Consider the following 16,235-nt stretch of genomic DNA (forward strand, 5'->3'; position numbering starts at 1 on the left):
TTCTACCATTAGTCTATTTCATTAGACGCCAACTTTAACTATAATCGAACTTGTTATTTATCCACTGACTGGACGGACCAGAGGTGGGTTGAGATGTGCATGAGCTGGTAAAGGTTACGTAAGTAACATCGCAGGTTCGAATCCTGCCGTCTCAATGCTAACTATTTCCGAATTGGAAACAGTTGGAAAAGACAATCCCCTCATCCCTTAAAAGGCAGATACGTTCTGATATGAGGCTTTTTATTATTAATTGCAAGTAAAACAAGGGTCGCAACCTTGCTTGTGGTTAGTGGACCTAGTGATGCTAGCTGGCACTTATGCACGTTCGATTCGTGCAAGGTCTGTAGAAGAGCATTTTGTGAGAGGTCTTAGCTCTTCTGAAAAGTAGGAACATAAATCAGTGATGTAATATCTGATGCGCAACTTGTTGTTACGCGCTTACGGGTAAGCACACCCGACGAGATAGTGTCGGTTCGATTCCGACTGTTCCTATACGAGTCATCACTTAGTGGTGGCTTTTTATTATGGAGGAAAGAAGGAGGTGGTTCAGTGAGTGGATAAATTGACCCCGAAACAAGAAATGTTTGTCCAAGGTATTATCACTGGACTGTCTCAAAGACAAGCATATAGAAAAGCATATAAAGCCGAAAAAATGAGTGATGAAACGGTTGATTCTAGAGCAAGCGAGCTCTTAAAAAACGGTAAGGTTACGGTAAGGTATCGTAAGTTGCTCAAACAGTTCTCTAACATGTCTCTGTGGTCCAGAGAACAAGCATTTAACGAGTACGAATGGCTGAAAAACAAAGCAAGACAAGACATTGAAAACGAAGGCGTAAGACAAGCAAACTCTAACGCTTTTTTGTCTGCTCTTGAGGGGATGAACAACATAGCATTTAAAGAGCTTGAACTCGAAGACAAGAAACTTGCTAAAGAAATCGAGCTGTTACAAATTAAGCTTGACGCTGAAAAAGGTGCTAAGCCTGATACAAGCCTCATGGAGGCTCTTCTTGGAGCTGTGGAGAGCGAGGATTGACAATGGATATTATCTTTTCAACTAAACAAAAAGACATCATTAGACGTCCTTTTAACTACGAATTAGAAGTCAACGAGGGGACACCTCGTAGCGGAAAGACCACGGCTGGACATTTCAGATATGCAAGGTATCTTATTGAGTCTGACGACGAAAATCACCTTGTGACAGCTTACAACCAAGAACAAGCTTATCGGCTATTTATTGACGGCGACGGTACAGGTCTGATGCACATTTTTGATGGCAATTGCGAAATTAAACACGATGAGCGAGGCGACCATCTATTGATTATGACTCCCAAAGGGAACAAACGTGTCTATTACAAAGGTGGTGGCAAAGTTAATAGCGTTGGTGCTATTACAGGTATGTCTTTAGGCTCTGTAGTGTTTTGCGAGATTAATCTACTGCATATGGATTTTATTCAGGAGTGTTTTAGGCGCACATGGGCAGCTAAGTTGCGTTATCATCTAGCAGACCTTAACCCGCCTGCACCACAACATCCTGTAATAAAAGATGTCTTTGACGTCCAAAATACCAGATGGACACACTGGACCATGGATGATAATCCCATACTAACTGAAGAACGTAAACAAAACATTATTAGTAGTCTTAAAAAAAATCCGTATCTGTACAAGCGGGATGTACTCGGACAGCGCGTTATGCCCCAAGGGGTTATTTATGGCCTTTTTGACCTTGATAAGAATGTTTTAGATGCTTTGATGGGCGAACCAGTAGAAATGTATTTCTGTGCAGATGGTGGACAATCAGATGCTACATCTATGTCTTGCAATATTATAACGAGAGTTAGAAATAACGGTAAGATAAGCTTCAGACTTAATCGAGTGGCTCACTACTATCACAGTGGAGCGGATACTGGTCAAGTAAAAGCCATGTCAACGTATGCCTTGGAACTTAAAGTTTTTATAGATTGGTGTGTTAAAAAGTATCAGATGCGCTATACAGAGGTATTTGTAGACCCTGCTTGTAAATCTTTAAGAGAGGAGTTGCACAAGCTGGGGATATACACCATCGGAGCACCAAACAACTCTAAAGATGTATCTAGCAAAGCCAAAGGTATTGAGGTCGGTATTGAGCGTGGCCAAAATATAATCTCAGATGGCGCTTTTTATCTCGTTAATCATAGCGATGAAGAGTATGACCATTACCACTTTCTGAAAGAAATAGGATTATATAGTCGAGATGATAACGGAAAACCTATCGATAAAGACAATCACGCTATGGACGAATTTAGATACAGTGTCAATGTGTTTGTCCATCGCTATTATAACTAGAGGAGTTGCTTAAATGGGAGTAATCCAAAAAATAAAAAATATTTTCACAAGGAGCAAATACGTGATGACAACGCAGAGTCTTACAAATATAACTGATCATCCTAAAATAGCTATCAGTCAGTTAGAGTATGAACGTATAACAACCAATCTAAAATACTATAAGAGTGATTGGGATAGTGTCCTATACTTAAATACGGATGGTGAGACCAAAAAGAGAGAGCTTAACCATCTACCAATTGCGCGGACAGCTGCTAAAAAGATTGCTAGTCTTGTTTTTAACGAGCAAGCAGAGATAGCAGTAGATGATGAGCAAGCCAACGCTTTTATTGAGGAAACACTGAAAAATGACCGTTTCAACAAAAACTTCGAACGTTATCTCGAAAGCTGTTTAGCTTTAGGGGGGTTAGCTATGAGACCCTATGTTGATGGCGATAGAGTCAGAGTGGCATTTGTTCAAGCGCCTGTTTTTTTGCCCCTGCAGAGTAACACGCAAGATGTTTCAAGTGCTGCCATTGTCATTAAGTCCGTTAAGACAATCAACGGCAAAGAGGTCTACTATACCTTAATAGAGTTCCATGAGTGGCACAGCTCTGATGATTATGTTATCTCAAATGAGCTATACCGCTCAGATGCTAAAACTAAGGTAGGTAGCAGAGTACCATTATCTGAGGTATACGAGGACTTAAAAGACAAGGCGAAAGTTAGAGATGTGACTAGGCCTATCTTTACTTATCTTAAGACCCCTGGAATGAATAACAAGGATATTAATAGCCCTTTGGGATTATCAATCTTTGATAACGCTAAGACAACGATTGACTTTATCAATACGACCTATGACGAATTTATGTGGGAAGTTAAGATGGGTCAACGTCGAGTTGCTGTACCAGAGAGTATGACTGCTCTAAATATACATACTGTTGATGGGGATGTCATTCCAAGACCTCGCTTTGAGTCTGAACAAAACGTTTATATCCGTATGGGTGGCAGAGATTTAGATTCAACTGCAATACAAGACCTAACAACACCTATTAGAGCCGATGATTATATCAAGGCTATCAACGAGGGCTTATCATTATTTGAGATGCAAATAGGTGTTTCTCAAGGTCTGTTCAGTTTTGATGGGAAGAGCATGAAGACAGCGACAGAGATTGTTAGTGAAAACAGTGATACTTATCAAATGAGAAATAGCATCGTTGCACTTGTTGAGCAGTCGCTTAAAGAACTAATTGTCTCTGTGTTAGAGCTAGCAAGAGCTTACGAGCTTTATCAAGGTGACATACCAAAAATGGATGACATCAGCATAAGTCTTGATGATGGTATTTTTACAGATCGAGATGCTGAGTTGGATTACTGGATAAAAGTTGTTAATGCTGGATTTGGTACTCGCGAGATGGCTATCCAAAAAGTACTAAACGTGACAGAGGAAAAGGCTCAAGAAATAGCTGCAGAAATTAATACTGGAATCATTGGCGAAATCAACAAACAGCGAACTGACACACATTTATACGGAGAGTGATTAGATGAAAAAGAAGCCTATTAAGTTAAACGACGAACAGCTTCTTTTGGAAGCTAGTCAGTTATCTGATACCTATCATCAGTTGACTCTAGATTTATTTGATCAAGTGATTGAGAGGATAAAAGCCAGAGGCTCGGCGAGTTTAGCTGATAACCCTTATCTTTGGCAAGCTAATAAGTTGCACGAGATGGGGCTGTTAAATGCCGATAATATCAAGCTCATTGCAGAATATTCGGGAGTTGCTGAAGCTCAACTTCGTTACATCATCGAAAATGAAGGGTTCAAAATTTATAAAAATACGTATGAGCAGTTAGAAGAGGCTTTGGGTAGAGAATCAGGAGTGAACAGTAATATCCAAGATGACTTATCTAACTATGCCAGACAAGCTATTGACGATGTACATAATTTGATTAACACCACTCTACCAATTAGTGTCATAGGAGCTTATCAAGGGATAATCCAAGAATCTGTAGCTGGTGTTATAACAGGCTTAAAAACTCCCGAGCAAGCTATCAATCAAACTATAATAAAATGGTTTAAAAATGGTTTTTATGGCTTTACAGATAAAGCAGGGCGCAAATGGCGAGCTGATTCTTACGCCAGGACTGTTATCAACACAACTACGTGGCGAGTTTTTAACGAAGCTAAAGAAGCGCCTGCAAGGGAGTTTGGCATTGATACCTTTTACTACTCCAAAAAGGCAACAGCAAGAGAGATGTGTGCGCCATTGCAACACCAAATAGTCACTACTGGCGAGGCAAGAGAAGAAGATGGAGTTAAAATACTAGCTTTGTCAGATTATGGATATGGCGAGCCAGGGGGGTGTTTAGGTATTAACTGCAAGCACACCAAAACGCCGTTTGTCGTCGGTGTGAATGGTAAGCCAGAATTGCCAGAACACCTAAAAAATATCACTCCTGCACAAGCTAAAGCTAATGCGAATGCGCAAGCTAAGCAGAGGGCGATTGAGAGGTCAATTCGTAAAAGCAAAGAGCTGCTACATGTTGCAAAGCAGTTGGGTGATAAAGAGTTGATTAGTCAATATCAATCAGATGTCAGAAATAAACAAAGTGCACTTAATCACTTTGTCAATAGTAATGACTTTTTGACAGAAAGTAAGTCTAGGTCTAAAATGTTTGTTACAGACCTGATGAAGCGTGAAATTGTGATGAAAAAAGGTCTAATCAATGATATAATAGGCTTACAGACGAGTGATGGAATTACCATTAAGGAAGTTAGCGGACACCTCCTAGAAAGAATCTATGATAGGGGCGTCGCCGAGAGTCACATCGCTACTGCATTAGCTAACCCTATTTACATTAGACCTGATGCAGTAGACGGCGGTGGAAAAGTTTCAAGGCGCTATGTAGGCACCCATGTTACCGTAAATATTAACCCACATACAGGTAAGATTATAACTACTTGGAAGACTGGTGAAAGGACAAGGAGGAAGTATGAAAATCAAAAAAATGTTGATGAATAATCAATTATTGAGTTATGATGAACTTGATTTTATATTGTCCGTAGCACCGTCTGCATCTTCTTTGCTAGACATGAAAGATAATGATGATAATTGGGATAACTTAGTAGATAAGTTACAACAAATATCCATTGATTTAATTGATGATGGCGAGAGTGTCTCAGATAAAGCTAAACGATTTGATTCGTTAGTTGATAAGATATCCGCAATTTAATTTTGTTAGCATTTGGCAATAGGCTAAGTGCTTTTTTGTATCCAAAAAAGGAGGAAAAACATGAATAAACGCATTAAGAAAAAACGTAAACTAGAAACAGCAATTGTGATGCTGAACGCAGAAAATGCCATGCAAGCAGAAGCGATTAAGAATCAGAACGATAGAATCTCACATTTAGAGTCAACAGTTACAAATTTAAGTGCAAGATTGTTAGCTATTACTCTAGACAATCAAGTAGCTATCAAGTCTATCGGTGATGATGTTGATTATATTAAGAAAAACTACAAAAAGAGATGGGGGAAGTGATATGAAATATCGTAAGAAACCGGTCGAAGTTGAAGCAATTCAATTTACGGGTACAAACTATGAAAAAATCAAAGAGTTTATTGGTCACAACACCTTATGTTCGACTTTGAGTATTGTAATCCCCACTCTTGAAGGCGACATGGTCGCTCAAAAAGGCGATTACATTATCAAAGGGGTCAATGGTGAATTTTATCCATGTAAACCTGATATTTTTGAGCAAACTTATGAATCAAACTAAGTCGTAGCGATACGGCTTTTTATTATGCCTTTATCCGCAGGCGTTAAAGAACGGAAATCAGCGACCTATCGCTTTATAGGAGGGAATGCACATGGAAAATGTGACAAATGAAAACGTCGACCAAGAGACCACTAACTTGGAAAATAGCCAATCAGAAGATAAAACTTTTACTCAAGATGATTTAACTCGAGTAGGTACCAAAGAGCACTCAAAAGGCTACAACAAAGCTATAAAAGAACTAGGCTTTGATGATGCTAATTCTGCTCAAGAAGCATTGAAGGCTTATCGCAATTGGCAAGAGTCACAAAAGAGCGAAGCAGAAAAGCAATTAGAGGTACTCGCTGCTAAAGATAAAGAGCTGGAAGAGGTCTTAGCTAGCAATAAGGCTCTAAATGCAAAATTAGCAGCTGTTTCTTTAGGTGTTAATGCAGACTCTATTGATGATGTGATTGCATTATCTGAACGTCTTGTTGATGATGATACAAGTATAGAAAATGCAATCAAAAAGGTTTTGGATAAGTATCCTCACTTTGGCCAAGTAAAGGATAGAGTACCAAAAATTACATTCGCAGGCAATCCGTCTGCAGACAATGGAGAAGGTACAGTAACTAAAGAGGAATTTTCAAAAATGTCCTATCAAGAGAAACTGGACCTAAAACTAAAAAACAAGAATCTTTATGACCAACTGAAAGGAAATTAAAAAAATGGCAGTAGGAACAACTAAAATGGCACAAATGCTAGACCCTGAAGTGCTAGCAGATATGATCGATGCAGAGGTAGGAAAAGCGATCCGCTTTGCTCCTCTAGCAGAAGTAGACACAACATTGGAAGGGCAACCAGGGACGACCCTAACAGTACCAAAATGGGACTACATTGGAGATGCAGAAGAAGTTGCGGAAGGTGAACCAATTCCAATGACTCAACTTGGTTTCAAAAAGACCACAATGACCATAAAAAAAGCTGGTAAAGGTGTTGAGATCACTGATGAAGCTATCTTATCAGGATATGGAGATCCAGTAGGTCAGGCAGCTAAACAAATCGTTGAGGCTATTGACCACAAAGTTGATGCAGATGTATTGACTGCTCTTAGCGGTGCAACACAAACAGTAAAAGCTACCGCTACTGTAGACGGAGTCTCTAAAGCACTTGATATTTTTAATGACGAAGATGATGCAGAAACTGTCATCGTTATGAACCCTGCTGACGCATCTACATTACGTCTAGATGCTGCTAAGGAGTGGTTAGGAGCTACTGAAGTCGGAGCTAGTCGTGTTGTATCTGGAGTTTATGGAGAAGTTTTAGGGGTACAAATTGTGCGTTCTCGCAAATGTCCAAAAGGGACTGCTTATATGGTTCGCAAAGGCGCACTACGTATTATGCTTAAACGAAACACAATGGTTGAGACAGACCGTGATATTACAAAAGCGATTAATCAAATTGTGGCCAACAAACATTACGGTGTTTACCTTTATAAAGCTGAAAAAGCCGTTAAAATTACTGTTGAAGAATCTTCAAAAAAGTAGCTAAGGCTAAGGTTGCTAAGAAAGAGGAAGAAGATGCTCTTGAACCTTAGCCGATGGAGGTGATTACTATCGCTTTTTTGACACAAAAAGAATTTGAAGAACTAGGTTTTGATGAGGTAGAAGATTTTATAAAATTGGAAAAACGTGCTGGTCACGCTATCAACCTTTATTGTCGTAATCGCTATGATTACAGAGAGTTTGAAAAAGAAATAACTCTGATTCAAAAAGCTGTTAAAAGGGCAGTTGCTTATCAAGTCGCTTACTTAGATAGCTCGGGCGTTATGACTGCAGATGACAAACAATCATTTGCAGGCGTGTCGCTCGGACGTACGAGTATCAGCTATACTGTTGGACATGGGCAAGGCAGCCAACAAAAAACATTAGCAGATAGATTTAATCTCTGTCTAGATGCGGAAAATGAATTATTGGCTGTTGGTCTAGGATATGTAGGTATTAGCTATGATAGATAAAAGAATGTTGATTGATAAATTACAAATAAAACTTGTAAAAGGAGCAGGGGATTACGGAGGGTTTATCTATGATGAGCCCTTTGTGCTTTCTCCAGTGAGGTTTGATCGTAATTTTGTCAATATAGGCAAGAACAATGCAAGACAGGAGGCTAAGCCATCTGTTATTTTTATTTATCCTAAATACTGTAAGGTTACAGCAGACGCAACTTGGAAAGATGCCATTGTAGTTGATGATGGTACGGAATACATAGTTAGCAAAGTCATACCAATCTATTATCCTCACAAGAGAAAAGTTTTTTGCTACGAAGTAGAGGTTATCTAATGGCTAAGATAGTAGTAGAGTTGGGAGGTATTAAGCGTAAAGTATCTCCGCACGCTTTAGCTAAAGGGAAGCTTATCATGAACAATCAAGTGATGATGTCGATGAACTCCTTCGTCCCTTACAGAGAGGGAGCTTTGAGAGGGAGCTCAAGAGCTAACAGCGCAGGTGTAACGTGGAGTGGACCGCATGCAAGGGCTCAATTTTATGGCGGTGCATATAATAAACATACTTCGTTTAAGTTTAAAAAGTATACAACGCCAGGGACAGGAAAAAGATGGGATAAGCGTGCTTTGGCTAATGCTACAATTGTAAAAACTTGGGAACAATCTTTATTGAGAGGAATGGGATTTAAATGACAAATGATTTCGCCATTGTTTTAAGGCAATTCATCGCAGGGTTAGATTTGGGCATAAAACCTAGATTAGATTACTTAACGAGAGTTGAAGACTTGGCCATCTACCCGATGCCTGGTGGTAAGGTCATTGAAGAGTATATGGATGGCACTCGTGAAATAAGCCTGCCGTTCGAAATTGCTATTAAAACAAAAGACCAAGCACTTGCAAACAATGCAATGTGGACAATTAATAGCGCGCTATCCCATTTTGATTTGAAATTACCAAGTCTTAATGACTCATATACGTTTACCAGCCTTGATGTTGAAAAACCGTTTTTAAACGACTTAAGCGATCAAGGGTTTTATATTTATGTGTTGGATATTACAGCACACCTAGAAATAGAAGGAGAAAATTAATGGCAAGACAAAAAAACGCCCTGCGTGGGCACTTTATTGCACCTTATAACGGAGGTGTAGAACCAGAAGCTGGGGGCTCTGAGTGGATGGAAATCGCAAAATGGATTAAAGATATTTCAGATGATACCGACGAAAAAACGGAAGATGAGGCGTATTACGACGGCGACGGTACAGAAGAAACAACTGTTGTAGGAGTGAAAGGAGCTTACACATTTGAAGGGACATACGATCCAGAAGATAAAGCTCAAAAACACATCGCTGATATGAAATATAAAACAGGAGATGACCGAAAAGTCTGGCATAAGGTTGTTGCATCTGATAATCAAAAACAATGGATTGGTCTAGCAACTGCTTCTGAAATTATCGCTGGGTCAGGTGCAGCTGCTGATTTTGAAGCTTTCGGTTGCAAGATTACTTACAATTCATTACCTAAAGAAAGTGTCCCAAGTGAATTATCTTAGGTTGAGCAGTTTGCTCAACCTTTTATTTTTAAGGAGGAATTATGACTGAAATTGTAATTGACTTAAAGCGCACAGGTTTCCCAGTAAAAATCGGTCAGGTAGAACTTTGGTTTGATACAAGCCAAGAACGATTGATTGAGTTTTTTGATATTGAGGCCGAAGTAAGTCGCCGTCTCAATGAATATGAAAAGCAGATTATTGAAGCTAACTTAGACAAAGAAATTGGAGATAAAGGGGTCACCAAAGAAGTTGCTCAAAGTGCTTTGGATTTAGAGGCTAAATACCTAGAGATTAATTATGACTTGCTATTCGGAGAAGGTACATTTGCACAACTCTACGCTAAGTATACCGACAAAGAAGCTCTCGAGAACACTCTAGAAACTGTTTGCAGAGAAATCGAGTCCAAGCTAAAAGAATTAGCTATTGAGCGAGAAGAAATCGTTAAGCAGAAAGCGAAAAAGTATAAGAAAGGATAGTCTATGAAACTAAACGATCCATTAGTAGATTCGTTTGAGTTTAGAGGTGAAACCTATCTTATTAATTTGTCTTTTAACAGAGTTTTAGATGTCTTCGAAGTAATCAATGATGACTTTTTAAACGAAACGGAGAAATGCTTGCTATGTCTTGATATTTTATTAGACAGGACAGACCTGCCTTTTACATATGCTGTAGATCTTTGGATTTATATCAAAACTAATTTTATTGACGAGCCAAAAGTTGAAAATCCTCAACTTGATATTAAAGGAAATCCAATGCCTATTGCTAAAACAGAAGAAAGCAATAAAAAAATCATTGATTTTGATTTAGATGCTGAATTTATCTACGCAAGTTTTAGACAAGCATATCAGATTAACCTTTTTACAGAGCAAAATAAGTTGTCTTGGATTGAATTTAAGGCACTTTTAAATGCTCTGCCGGATAACACTATCATGCAACGTATTATAGCTATACGACAATGGAAGGATGATGGTAAAGGGGATAAAGAATACAGAGATAACATGCGTAAGTTGAAAGCTAAATACAGTTTAGTTGATGGAGAGGAGGAAGATGATGGCGGCTGATGGTAAGGTAACGATACTTGTCGACGTTGACGGTAAACAAGTAAAAGTACTCAATAGCGAATTAGACAAAGTCGCTAAACATGGCGACAAGGGTAGCTCCTCTCTTAAAAAATTCGCAGTAGGGGCAGGGGTATTTAAATTAGCATCAGCGGCAGTTGATTTAGTTACCCAATCTCTTGGCAAGGCTATTACTCGCTTCGACACCCTGGAAAAATACCCCAGAGTTATGAAAGCGATGGGGCACAGCGCTGAAGATGTAGCTAGATCGACAGATAAGTTAGCTAATGGAATCGATGGCTTGCCAACAACTCTTGATGAGGTTGTCGGCACGGCTCAACGTTTGACCTCTATCACAAAGGACATTAATAAATCAACCAATCTAACACTAGCTTTGAACAATGCTTTCTTAGCTTCCGGTGCATCATCTGAAGCTGCAAGTAGAGGACTAGAACAGTATGCTCAAATGTTATCAGCTGGCAAAGTTGATATGCAGTCTTGGAAAACTTTGCAAGAGACAATGCCTTACGCTTTACAACAGACTGCGGAAGCATTTGGATTTGCTGGAGCATCTGCTCAACGGGACTTTTATGAAGCGTTAAAAAATGGTCAAATAACATTTGATCAATTCGCTAATAAGCTGATTGAGCTTAACGATGGCATAGGCGGATTTGCGGAGCTAGCAAAAGAAAACAGCAAGGGAATTGAAACCTCTTTTAACAATATTAAAAACGCAATTGCTAAAGGTGTCGCTAACAGCATTAAGGCTTTAGATGATTTATCTAAGGCCGCAACAGGTAAGAGCATAGCTGAGCATTTTGATAGCTTGAAAGTCGTTATTAATGCTTCTTTTAGTGCAATTAATACAAGTATTAAAGCAAGTACACCGCTATTTAAGTTATTGTTTAGTGTTATAGGAGCAGGAATATCAGTTGTTAGAACTCTAACACCTGCTTTGATTGGCGTAGCGTCTGGACTAGCTGCTATGAGGGCAGTTAATGAGACAATTACAATGATCAAAGCGCTAAATAGAGCTTGGATTATGGCATCTGCATCAATGAGTATTGGGGCTACAACTATTAGGAGTTTAGCTGCAGTACAAGCTGTAAGTACAACGATGACAAAAGCTGATATGGTTGCAAGACTATCTCAGTTAGGTGTATTAAAAGCAAGTACAGTGATTTATGGTGTTATGACGGGTGCTATTAGTTTGTCCACGGCTGCAACAATAGCAAGTACGGCAGCGGTAACTGCTTTGAAAGCCGCTCTTGTAGCTCTAACAGGACCAGTTGGTTGGGTAGTCGGTGCAATTGGTGCTTTAGTTGCTGTCGGTGTAAGTTTGTGGTCATGGTTAACTAAAGAGTCCGATGAGACTAAAAAGCTTAAAAAAGAGCAAGAAGGATTAGTTGAGAGCAACAAACAACTAAAAGATTCTGTCAGGGAAGGCGTTCAAGAACGTAAGAAGGGTCTAGAATCTGTCAAAGAAAGCACCGTAGCACATCAAAAATTAGCCGATGAAATTGTTAAATTAGCAGCGAAGGAAAACAAGACCGCAGGCGAAAAACGAAATCTGAAGAATAAGATTGATGAGCTTAATAGTTCTGTTGATGGACTGAATCTCGCATACGATAAAAACTCTAATTCCCTTTCTCATAACGCAGATCAAATTAAGTCTCGTATTAGTGCAATGGAAGCAGAGAGCACCTGGCAAACAGCACAACAGAATCTTTTGAATATTGAACAAAAACGTTCTGAAGTTAGCAAAAAACTTGCCGAAAATGCAGAGTTGCGAAAAAAATGGAATGAAGAAGCCAATGTTTCTGATTCTGTCAGAAGAGAAAAGATTGCAGAGCTTACTGAAGAAGAGTCTAAACTTAAAAATATGCAATCTCAGCTGCAAAGTGAATACACTAAAACTGCAGAAACACAACAAGCAGCCGCTGATGCAATGGCAGCCGCTGAAGAAGCAGGAACAGCAAGACAGGTTTTGGCCTACGAAAATATGTCAGAAGCTCAACGAACTGCCATAGATAATATGCGCACTAAGTACTCTGAGCTTTTAGAGACAACGACATCTATTTTTGATGCTATCGAGCAAAAGACTGCCCTGTCAGTCGAGCAAATGGCCGCCAACCTTGAACAAAATAGATTAGCTACAGAGCAGTGGGCTAACAACTTAAAAATATTAGCGGAGCGTGGTGTTGATCAGGGTATTATTGAGCAACTAAGGCGGATGGGTCCTGAAGGTGCGGCGCAAACCCAAGTTTTTGTGGATGCAACAGATGCAGAGCTAGCACCCTTGCAAGAAAAATTTAGAGCAGCCACTGAAACTGCCAAAAATGCAATGGGTAATGTTTTGGATTCAGCAGGTGTGGAAATGCCAGGAAAAGTCAAAGGCATGGTTACTGGCATTTCTACTGGACTACATGCAGAAATGCAAGCAGCCAACTTTACTCAAATAGGTGAAGAAGTCCCTAACGGTATATCTCAAGGGATTAGCCAAGGTGCGGGAAAAGCCAGCGATGCAAGCACTAAAATGGGGCAAGAGGTTAAAAATTCGTTTAAGAGTGAACTGGGAATCAATTCTCCTTCTCGAGTTTTTACAGATTACGGCGGTCACATTACAGATGGTCTGAGCAATGGTGTTTCAAAAGGGACATCAAAAGTCATGCAATCAATGAATAACATGGCTAGACAAATGTCACAAAAAGGACAACAAATTGTCAATGATATGCGTAACAAATCAAACGAGATAACCAATGCATTTAGTACAATGAGCAACCCAATGTATTCACACGGAGTTAATGCTATGCAAGGTTTAGCTAATGGTATCTATGCAGGGTCGGGCTCAGCGTTAGCGGCAGCCCAAAATATTGCTGCACGAATTACCGCAACTATTCAAAGCGCCCTTGATATTCACTCTCCATCTCGTGTCATGAGAGACGAAGTTGGACGATTTATCCCTCAAGGTATCGCTGTCGGTATTGATGCAGATCGAAAAGTCATTGACTCATCTATGCAAAAATTGAAAGAATCAATGACGCTTAATGCTACGCCAGAGATTGCCTCAGGATTTAGCGGGGGAACGTCTAGTGTGATGAGTCAAGTAACAAATAATTCCAACAACAACTTCGTTTTAAATGTAAATGTTAACGAATCTGATGGGAATAGCCAAGAGAAGTACAAACGAATGTTCAGGGAGTTTACTTGGTATATACAACAACAAGGAGGAAGGTTAGGTGATGTTCGATGACAGCTTTTATCAAATTTGACGGCAAGAAATCATCAGATTTTGATTTGAGAATTATTAATAATGTTGAGCATGACTCAACTTTCCATGACGTGGATCAAATAAAAGTCCCTGGACGAGACGGTGTTGTTTTAAAAGACAATCAAAGACTAGAAGCCATTGAACGTTCTTACCCCCTGAGGTTATATAGCAAAAGGCGATTGACAGAAGTTGAGTCAGAAATAAGCAACTGGCTTAATGTAAAAGGTTGGAAAGAGTTAGAACTATCTTGGGAATCTGATTATGTTTATAAAGCAACCTACATCACCCCGTTTAGCATTAAAGAGGTTTTGCGTAACTTCGGAAGTTTGAGAATTAACTTTTTAATCCACCCTATCAAATATTTAAAAACGGGCAAGCAAGAGATATCTTTGGTAAATGGTGGTACACTGCAAAATCCTGGTAACGTTCAAGCTAAACCTTTGATTAAAATTAAAGGTAGCGGCAACGGCGTCTTAACTATTAATGGTTTCGAAACAGGTCTTGAAAATGTGCAGGGGGAGCTCGTCATAGATATGGAAAGACATCTCGTCTACAAAGATGTCTTATCAGCTTGGGATAATATTGTCAGAACAGAGCATCACCGCATGCCTCTTTTCGATGTTGGTCAAAATAACATCTCATGGACTGGCAATTTCACTATCACCGCTATCCCGAATTGGGGGGTTAAAGTATGATACCAGTTTTGTATGAAGCCAAAGAAACCAAGTTTAGGACTTTTGGGTTTGGTGAGATTGGAGATGCTTATGAGGTAAAAGTCAGTCGTGAGCGTAATGGCAATTACTCGCTATATATCAAATATCCTCTTGACGGAGCATTGGCATCGGTGTTCAAAGAGGAGATGAAGATTAAGTCCGATGCAGGCCGTAGAACAAAATGGCAAACATTTGAAATCAATCGAGTACTGCGAAACAGTAAAGACCACATCGAGATTTTTGCACGTCATATCTCAATGCGCACGCAAGATATTGCTCTAAAACCATTTGTTAGCGGGTCTAGCGTAGACGCCGAATCTGCTCTAGAAATTTGGCAAGAAAATCTTGTTGGTGACGATAAATTCGACATCAAGAGCGACATTTTGACGCTTGGTAGCTTTGAATGGGAGATAGATAAAATAGGCAACGCTCGAGGGGCTCTCGGCGGAGTCTCTGGCTCGATTTTAGATGTATACGGTGGTGAGTACGAGTTTGACAATCGCACGATCATCTTACACAAACAAATGGGACGCAAAGCACCTACTGTGCTAGAGTATGGCCGTAATATCGTAAGCGTAGAGGAGGAACGCCTGCTAGATGGCAACTACACCTCTATCTATCCGTTTGTTCGCTACACACCGCAGCCCAAACCACAAGATGAATCATTAGGCAGTCAAGAACAACCGGAAGAACAACTGGTGACACTGCCCGAATTTATCGTCGATGGAGCTTATGTTGATTTATATTCTCAACGCAGAATACAACTCGTTGATTTGTCTAGTCATTTTACCGACGATAAAAATAAAAAAGAGCCAACGACGGAAGAAATCCGCAAGTTAGCTCAGAAGTATGTTAAAGACAACAATGTCGGCGCTCCTAAAGTCAGCATAGAGGTTGACTATATCGACTTGTCGCAAACACTTGACTATCAAGATTTTAGGGTCATGGAAGAAGTAGAGCTTTGCGACATTGTACCGCTTTACTATCCGAAATTTGGAATCACGACTGAAACCGAAAAAGTCGTTGAGATTGTTTATGACGTCTACACAGATAGCAATCACACTATCAAATTAGGTACGGTTGGTCAGTCGATTTCTAAGAGCTTGACTGGTGGTATGTCAGAGCGCATCAATGCGCTTGAAAATAGCCAAAAGATTATAGCGAATAATCAAAAAGAGTTTGAACTTAATCTTCCTAAATACCTCAACGACATTGATGGGAATAAAGTTTGGTTTGAAAAACCTGATGACGACATTGAACACAAAATTGGTGAGACTTGGTTCGAGAAGAACGGTAAATATCAACGGATTTGGGTGTGGGATGGAAATCAATGGGTTAAAGTTCTGGACACAGAAGACCTAAACTTTAGTCAAAGGGCTTTTGATGAAGCTCTGAAAGAGATTGAAAAAATCAAAGAAGAGCAACAAAAGATAGATGAACGTACTCAAAAAGAGCTTGACGAGTTTAGAGAATCGCTCAAAAATCTTGCACTTCCAGAAGGTGCTATCAAAAAAATCACAGAAGCTATCAAGATAGATAGTATTCCTGATATCAAGCAAGCCTTTGACGAGATTAAAGATACCGTTAGCG

General features: G+C 39.6%; 19 protein-coding genes and 1 tRNA gene. All 20 read left to right on the forward strand.

The features are described 5' to 3' along the window. The first annotated feature begins 89 nt into the window (after positions 1–89). A tRNA-OTHER gene (locus tag AKK44_RS08910) sits at positions 90–155 on the forward strand. Between the two features lie 398 nt (positions 156–553). Next, complete coding sequence (locus tag AKK44_RS06130; protein ID WP_054278950.1) at positions 554–1,033, forward strand: terminase small subunit; 480 nt, start codon at positions 554–556, stop codon at positions 1,031–1,033. Between the two features lie 2 nt (positions 1,034–1,035). Beyond that, positions 1,036–2,322, forward strand: coding sequence for a PBSX family phage terminase large subunit (locus tag AKK44_RS06135; RefSeq protein ID WP_054278951.1), 1,287 nt, complete (start codon positions 1,036–1,038; stop codon positions 2,320–2,322). Positions 2,323–2,335: 13 nt separating this feature from the next. Then, positions 2,336–3,838 (forward strand): phage portal protein, encoded by a 1,503-nt coding sequence (locus AKK44_RS06140; protein WP_082385592.1) that lies wholly within the window; start codon positions 2,336–2,338, stop codon positions 3,836–3,838. Between the two features lie 4 nt (positions 3,839–3,842). Continuing rightward, positions 3,843–5,321: a phage minor capsid protein gene (locus AKK44_RS06145; RefSeq protein ID WP_054278953.1), complete on the forward strand. Its 1,479-nt coding sequence runs from the start codon at positions 3,843–3,845 to the stop codon at positions 5,319–5,321. Beyond that, a complete protein-coding gene (locus tag AKK44_RS06150) occupies positions 5,293–5,532 on the forward strand; it encodes a hypothetical protein (RefSeq protein ID WP_054278954.1) in 240 nt (79 codons plus the stop codon). Before AKK44_RS06145 ends, AKK44_RS06150 begins: the two co-directional genes overlap by 29 nt. Positions 5,533–5,592: 60 nt before the next feature. Beyond that, on the forward strand, positions 5,593–5,838 hold the full coding sequence (locus tag AKK44_RS06155) for a hypothetical protein (RefSeq protein WP_054278955.1): 246 nt from the start codon (positions 5,593–5,595) through the stop codon (positions 5,836–5,838). Between the two features lies 1 nt (position 5,839). Next, entirely contained in the window at positions 5,840–6,076 is a 237-nt protein-coding gene (locus AKK44_RS06160) for a hypothetical protein (RefSeq protein WP_054278956.1), read from the forward strand. Between the two features lie 85 nt (positions 6,077–6,161). Continuing rightward, entirely contained in the window at positions 6,162–6,776 is a 615-nt protein-coding gene (locus AKK44_RS06165) for a hypothetical protein (RefSeq protein WP_152911071.1), read from the forward strand. A 4-nt stretch (positions 6,777–6,780) separates the two neighbouring features. Beyond that, the gene (locus AKK44_RS06170) at positions 6,781–7,599 is read left to right on the forward strand and encodes a N4-gp56 family major capsid protein (RefSeq protein ID WP_054278958.1); all 819 of its coding nucleotides are present in this window, start codon (positions 6,781–6,783) and stop codon (positions 7,597–7,599) included. A gap of 53 nt (positions 7,600–7,652) precedes the next feature. Further along, entirely contained in the window at positions 7,653–8,069 is a 417-nt protein-coding gene (locus tag AKK44_RS06175; RefSeq protein ID WP_054278959.1) for a head-tail connector protein, read from the forward strand. Further along, entirely contained in the window at positions 8,059–8,391 is a 333-nt protein-coding gene (locus AKK44_RS06180) for a putative minor capsid protein (protein ID WP_054278960.1), read from the forward strand. The genes AKK44_RS06175 and AKK44_RS06180 overlap by 11 nt, the downstream gene beginning before the upstream one ends. After that, on the forward strand, positions 8,391–8,747 hold the full coding sequence (locus AKK44_RS06185; protein WP_054278961.1) for a minor capsid protein: 357 nt from the start codon (positions 8,391–8,393) through the stop codon (positions 8,745–8,747). Before AKK44_RS06180 ends, AKK44_RS06185 begins: the two co-directional genes overlap by 1 nt. After that, the gene (locus AKK44_RS06190; RefSeq protein ID WP_054278962.1) at positions 8,744–9,142 is read left to right on the forward strand and encodes a minor capsid protein; all 399 of its coding nucleotides are present in this window, start codon (positions 8,744–8,746) and stop codon (positions 9,140–9,142) included. Before AKK44_RS06185 ends, AKK44_RS06190 begins: the two co-directional genes overlap by 4 nt. Next, entirely contained in the window at positions 9,142–9,603 is a 462-nt protein-coding gene (locus AKK44_RS06195) for a phage tail tube protein (protein ID WP_054278963.1), read from the forward strand. The genes AKK44_RS06190 and AKK44_RS06195 overlap by 1 nt, the downstream gene beginning before the upstream one ends. 41 nt (positions 9,604–9,644) lie before the next feature. Beyond that, positions 9,645–10,079, forward strand: coding sequence for a hypothetical protein (locus AKK44_RS06200; protein ID WP_054278964.1), 435 nt, complete (start codon positions 9,645–9,647; stop codon positions 10,077–10,079). A gap of 3 nt (positions 10,080–10,082) precedes the next feature. Continuing rightward, positions 10,083–10,664 (forward strand): Gp15 family bacteriophage protein, encoded by a 582-nt coding sequence (locus AKK44_RS06205; protein ID WP_054278965.1) that lies wholly within the window; start codon positions 10,083–10,085, stop codon positions 10,662–10,664. Next, on the forward strand, positions 10,654–13,914 hold the full coding sequence (locus AKK44_RS06210) for a tape measure protein (RefSeq protein ID WP_054278966.1): 3,261 nt from the start codon (positions 10,654–10,656) through the stop codon (positions 13,912–13,914). Before AKK44_RS06205 ends, AKK44_RS06210 begins: the two co-directional genes overlap by 11 nt. Continuing rightward, positions 13,911–14,627: a distal tail protein Dit gene (locus AKK44_RS06215; RefSeq protein ID WP_054278967.1), complete on the forward strand. Its 717-nt coding sequence runs from the start codon at positions 13,911–13,913 to the stop codon at positions 14,625–14,627. Before AKK44_RS06210 ends, AKK44_RS06215 begins: the two co-directional genes overlap by 4 nt. Next, on the forward strand, positions 14,624–16,235 hold a 1,612-nt coding region (locus tag AKK44_RS06220; protein ID WP_054278968.1), incomplete at its 3' end, for a phage tail spike protein. The genes AKK44_RS06215 and AKK44_RS06220, both read left to right, overlap by 4 nt.

The organism is Streptococcus phocae, assembly GCF_001302265.1.
In the GTDB taxonomy this organism is placed as follows: domain Bacteria; phylum Bacillota; class Bacilli; order Lactobacillales; family Streptococcaceae; genus Streptococcus; species Streptococcus phocae.

Excerpts from the sequence above, each read along its gene's own strand:
- AKK44_RS06185 (WP_054278961.1), top strand. The coding sequence starts at position 8,391 with ATGGCTAAGATAGTAGTAGAGTTGGGAGGTATTAAGCGTAAAGTATCT.
- AKK44_RS06190 (WP_054278962.1), top strand. The coding sequence starts at position 8,744 with ATGACAAATGATTTCGCCATTGTTTTAAGGCAATTCATCGCAGGGTTA.
- AKK44_RS06170 (WP_054278958.1), top strand. The coding sequence starts at position 6,781 with ATGGCAGTAGGAACAACTAAAATGGCACAAATGCTAGACCCTGAAGTG.
- AKK44_RS06180 (WP_054278960.1), top strand. The coding sequence starts at position 8,059 with ATGATAGATAAAAGAATGTTGATTGATAAATTACAAATAAAACTTGTA.
- AKK44_RS06205 (WP_054278965.1), top strand. The coding sequence starts at position 10,083 with ATGAAACTAAACGATCCATTAGTAGATTCGTTTGAGTTTAGAGGTGAA.
- AKK44_RS06215 (WP_054278967.1), top strand. The coding sequence starts at position 13,911 with ATGACAGCTTTTATCAAATTTGACGGCAAGAAATCATCAGATTTTGAT.
- AKK44_RS06175 (WP_054278959.1), top strand. The coding sequence starts at position 7,653 with ATGGAGGTGATTACTATCGCTTTTTTGACACAAAAAGAATTTGAAGAA.
- AKK44_RS06210 (WP_054278966.1), top strand. The coding sequence starts at position 10,654 with ATGGCGGCTGATGGTAAGGTAACGATACTTGTCGACGTTGACGGTAAA.
- AKK44_RS06195 (WP_054278963.1), top strand. The coding sequence starts at position 9,142 with ATGGCAAGACAAAAAAACGCCCTGCGTGGGCACTTTATTGCACCTTAT.
- AKK44_RS06145 (WP_054278953.1), top strand. The coding sequence starts at position 3,843 with ATGAAAAAGAAGCCTATTAAGTTAAACGACGAACAGCTTCTTTTGGAA.
- AKK44_RS06200 (WP_054278964.1), top strand. The coding sequence starts at position 9,645 with ATGACTGAAATTGTAATTGACTTAAAGCGCACAGGTTTCCCAGTAAAA.
- AKK44_RS06150 (WP_054278954.1), top strand. The coding sequence starts at position 5,293 with ATGAAAATCAAAAAAATGTTGATGAATAATCAATTATTGAGTTATGAT.
- AKK44_RS06155 (WP_054278955.1), top strand. The coding sequence starts at position 5,593 with ATGAATAAACGCATTAAGAAAAAACGTAAACTAGAAACAGCAATTGTG.
- AKK44_RS06165 (WP_152911071.1), top strand. The coding sequence starts at position 6,162 with ATGCACATGGAAAATGTGACAAATGAAAACGTCGACCAAGAGACCACT.
- AKK44_RS06135 (WP_054278951.1), top strand. The coding sequence starts at position 1,036 with ATGGATATTATCTTTTCAACTAAACAAAAAGACATCATTAGACGTCCT.
- AKK44_RS06160 (WP_054278956.1), top strand. The coding sequence starts at position 5,840 with ATGAAATATCGTAAGAAACCGGTCGAAGTTGAAGCAATTCAATTTACG.
- AKK44_RS06140 (WP_082385592.1), top strand. The coding sequence starts at position 2,336 with ATGGGAGTAATCCAAAAAATAAAAAATATTTTCACAAGGAGCAAATAC.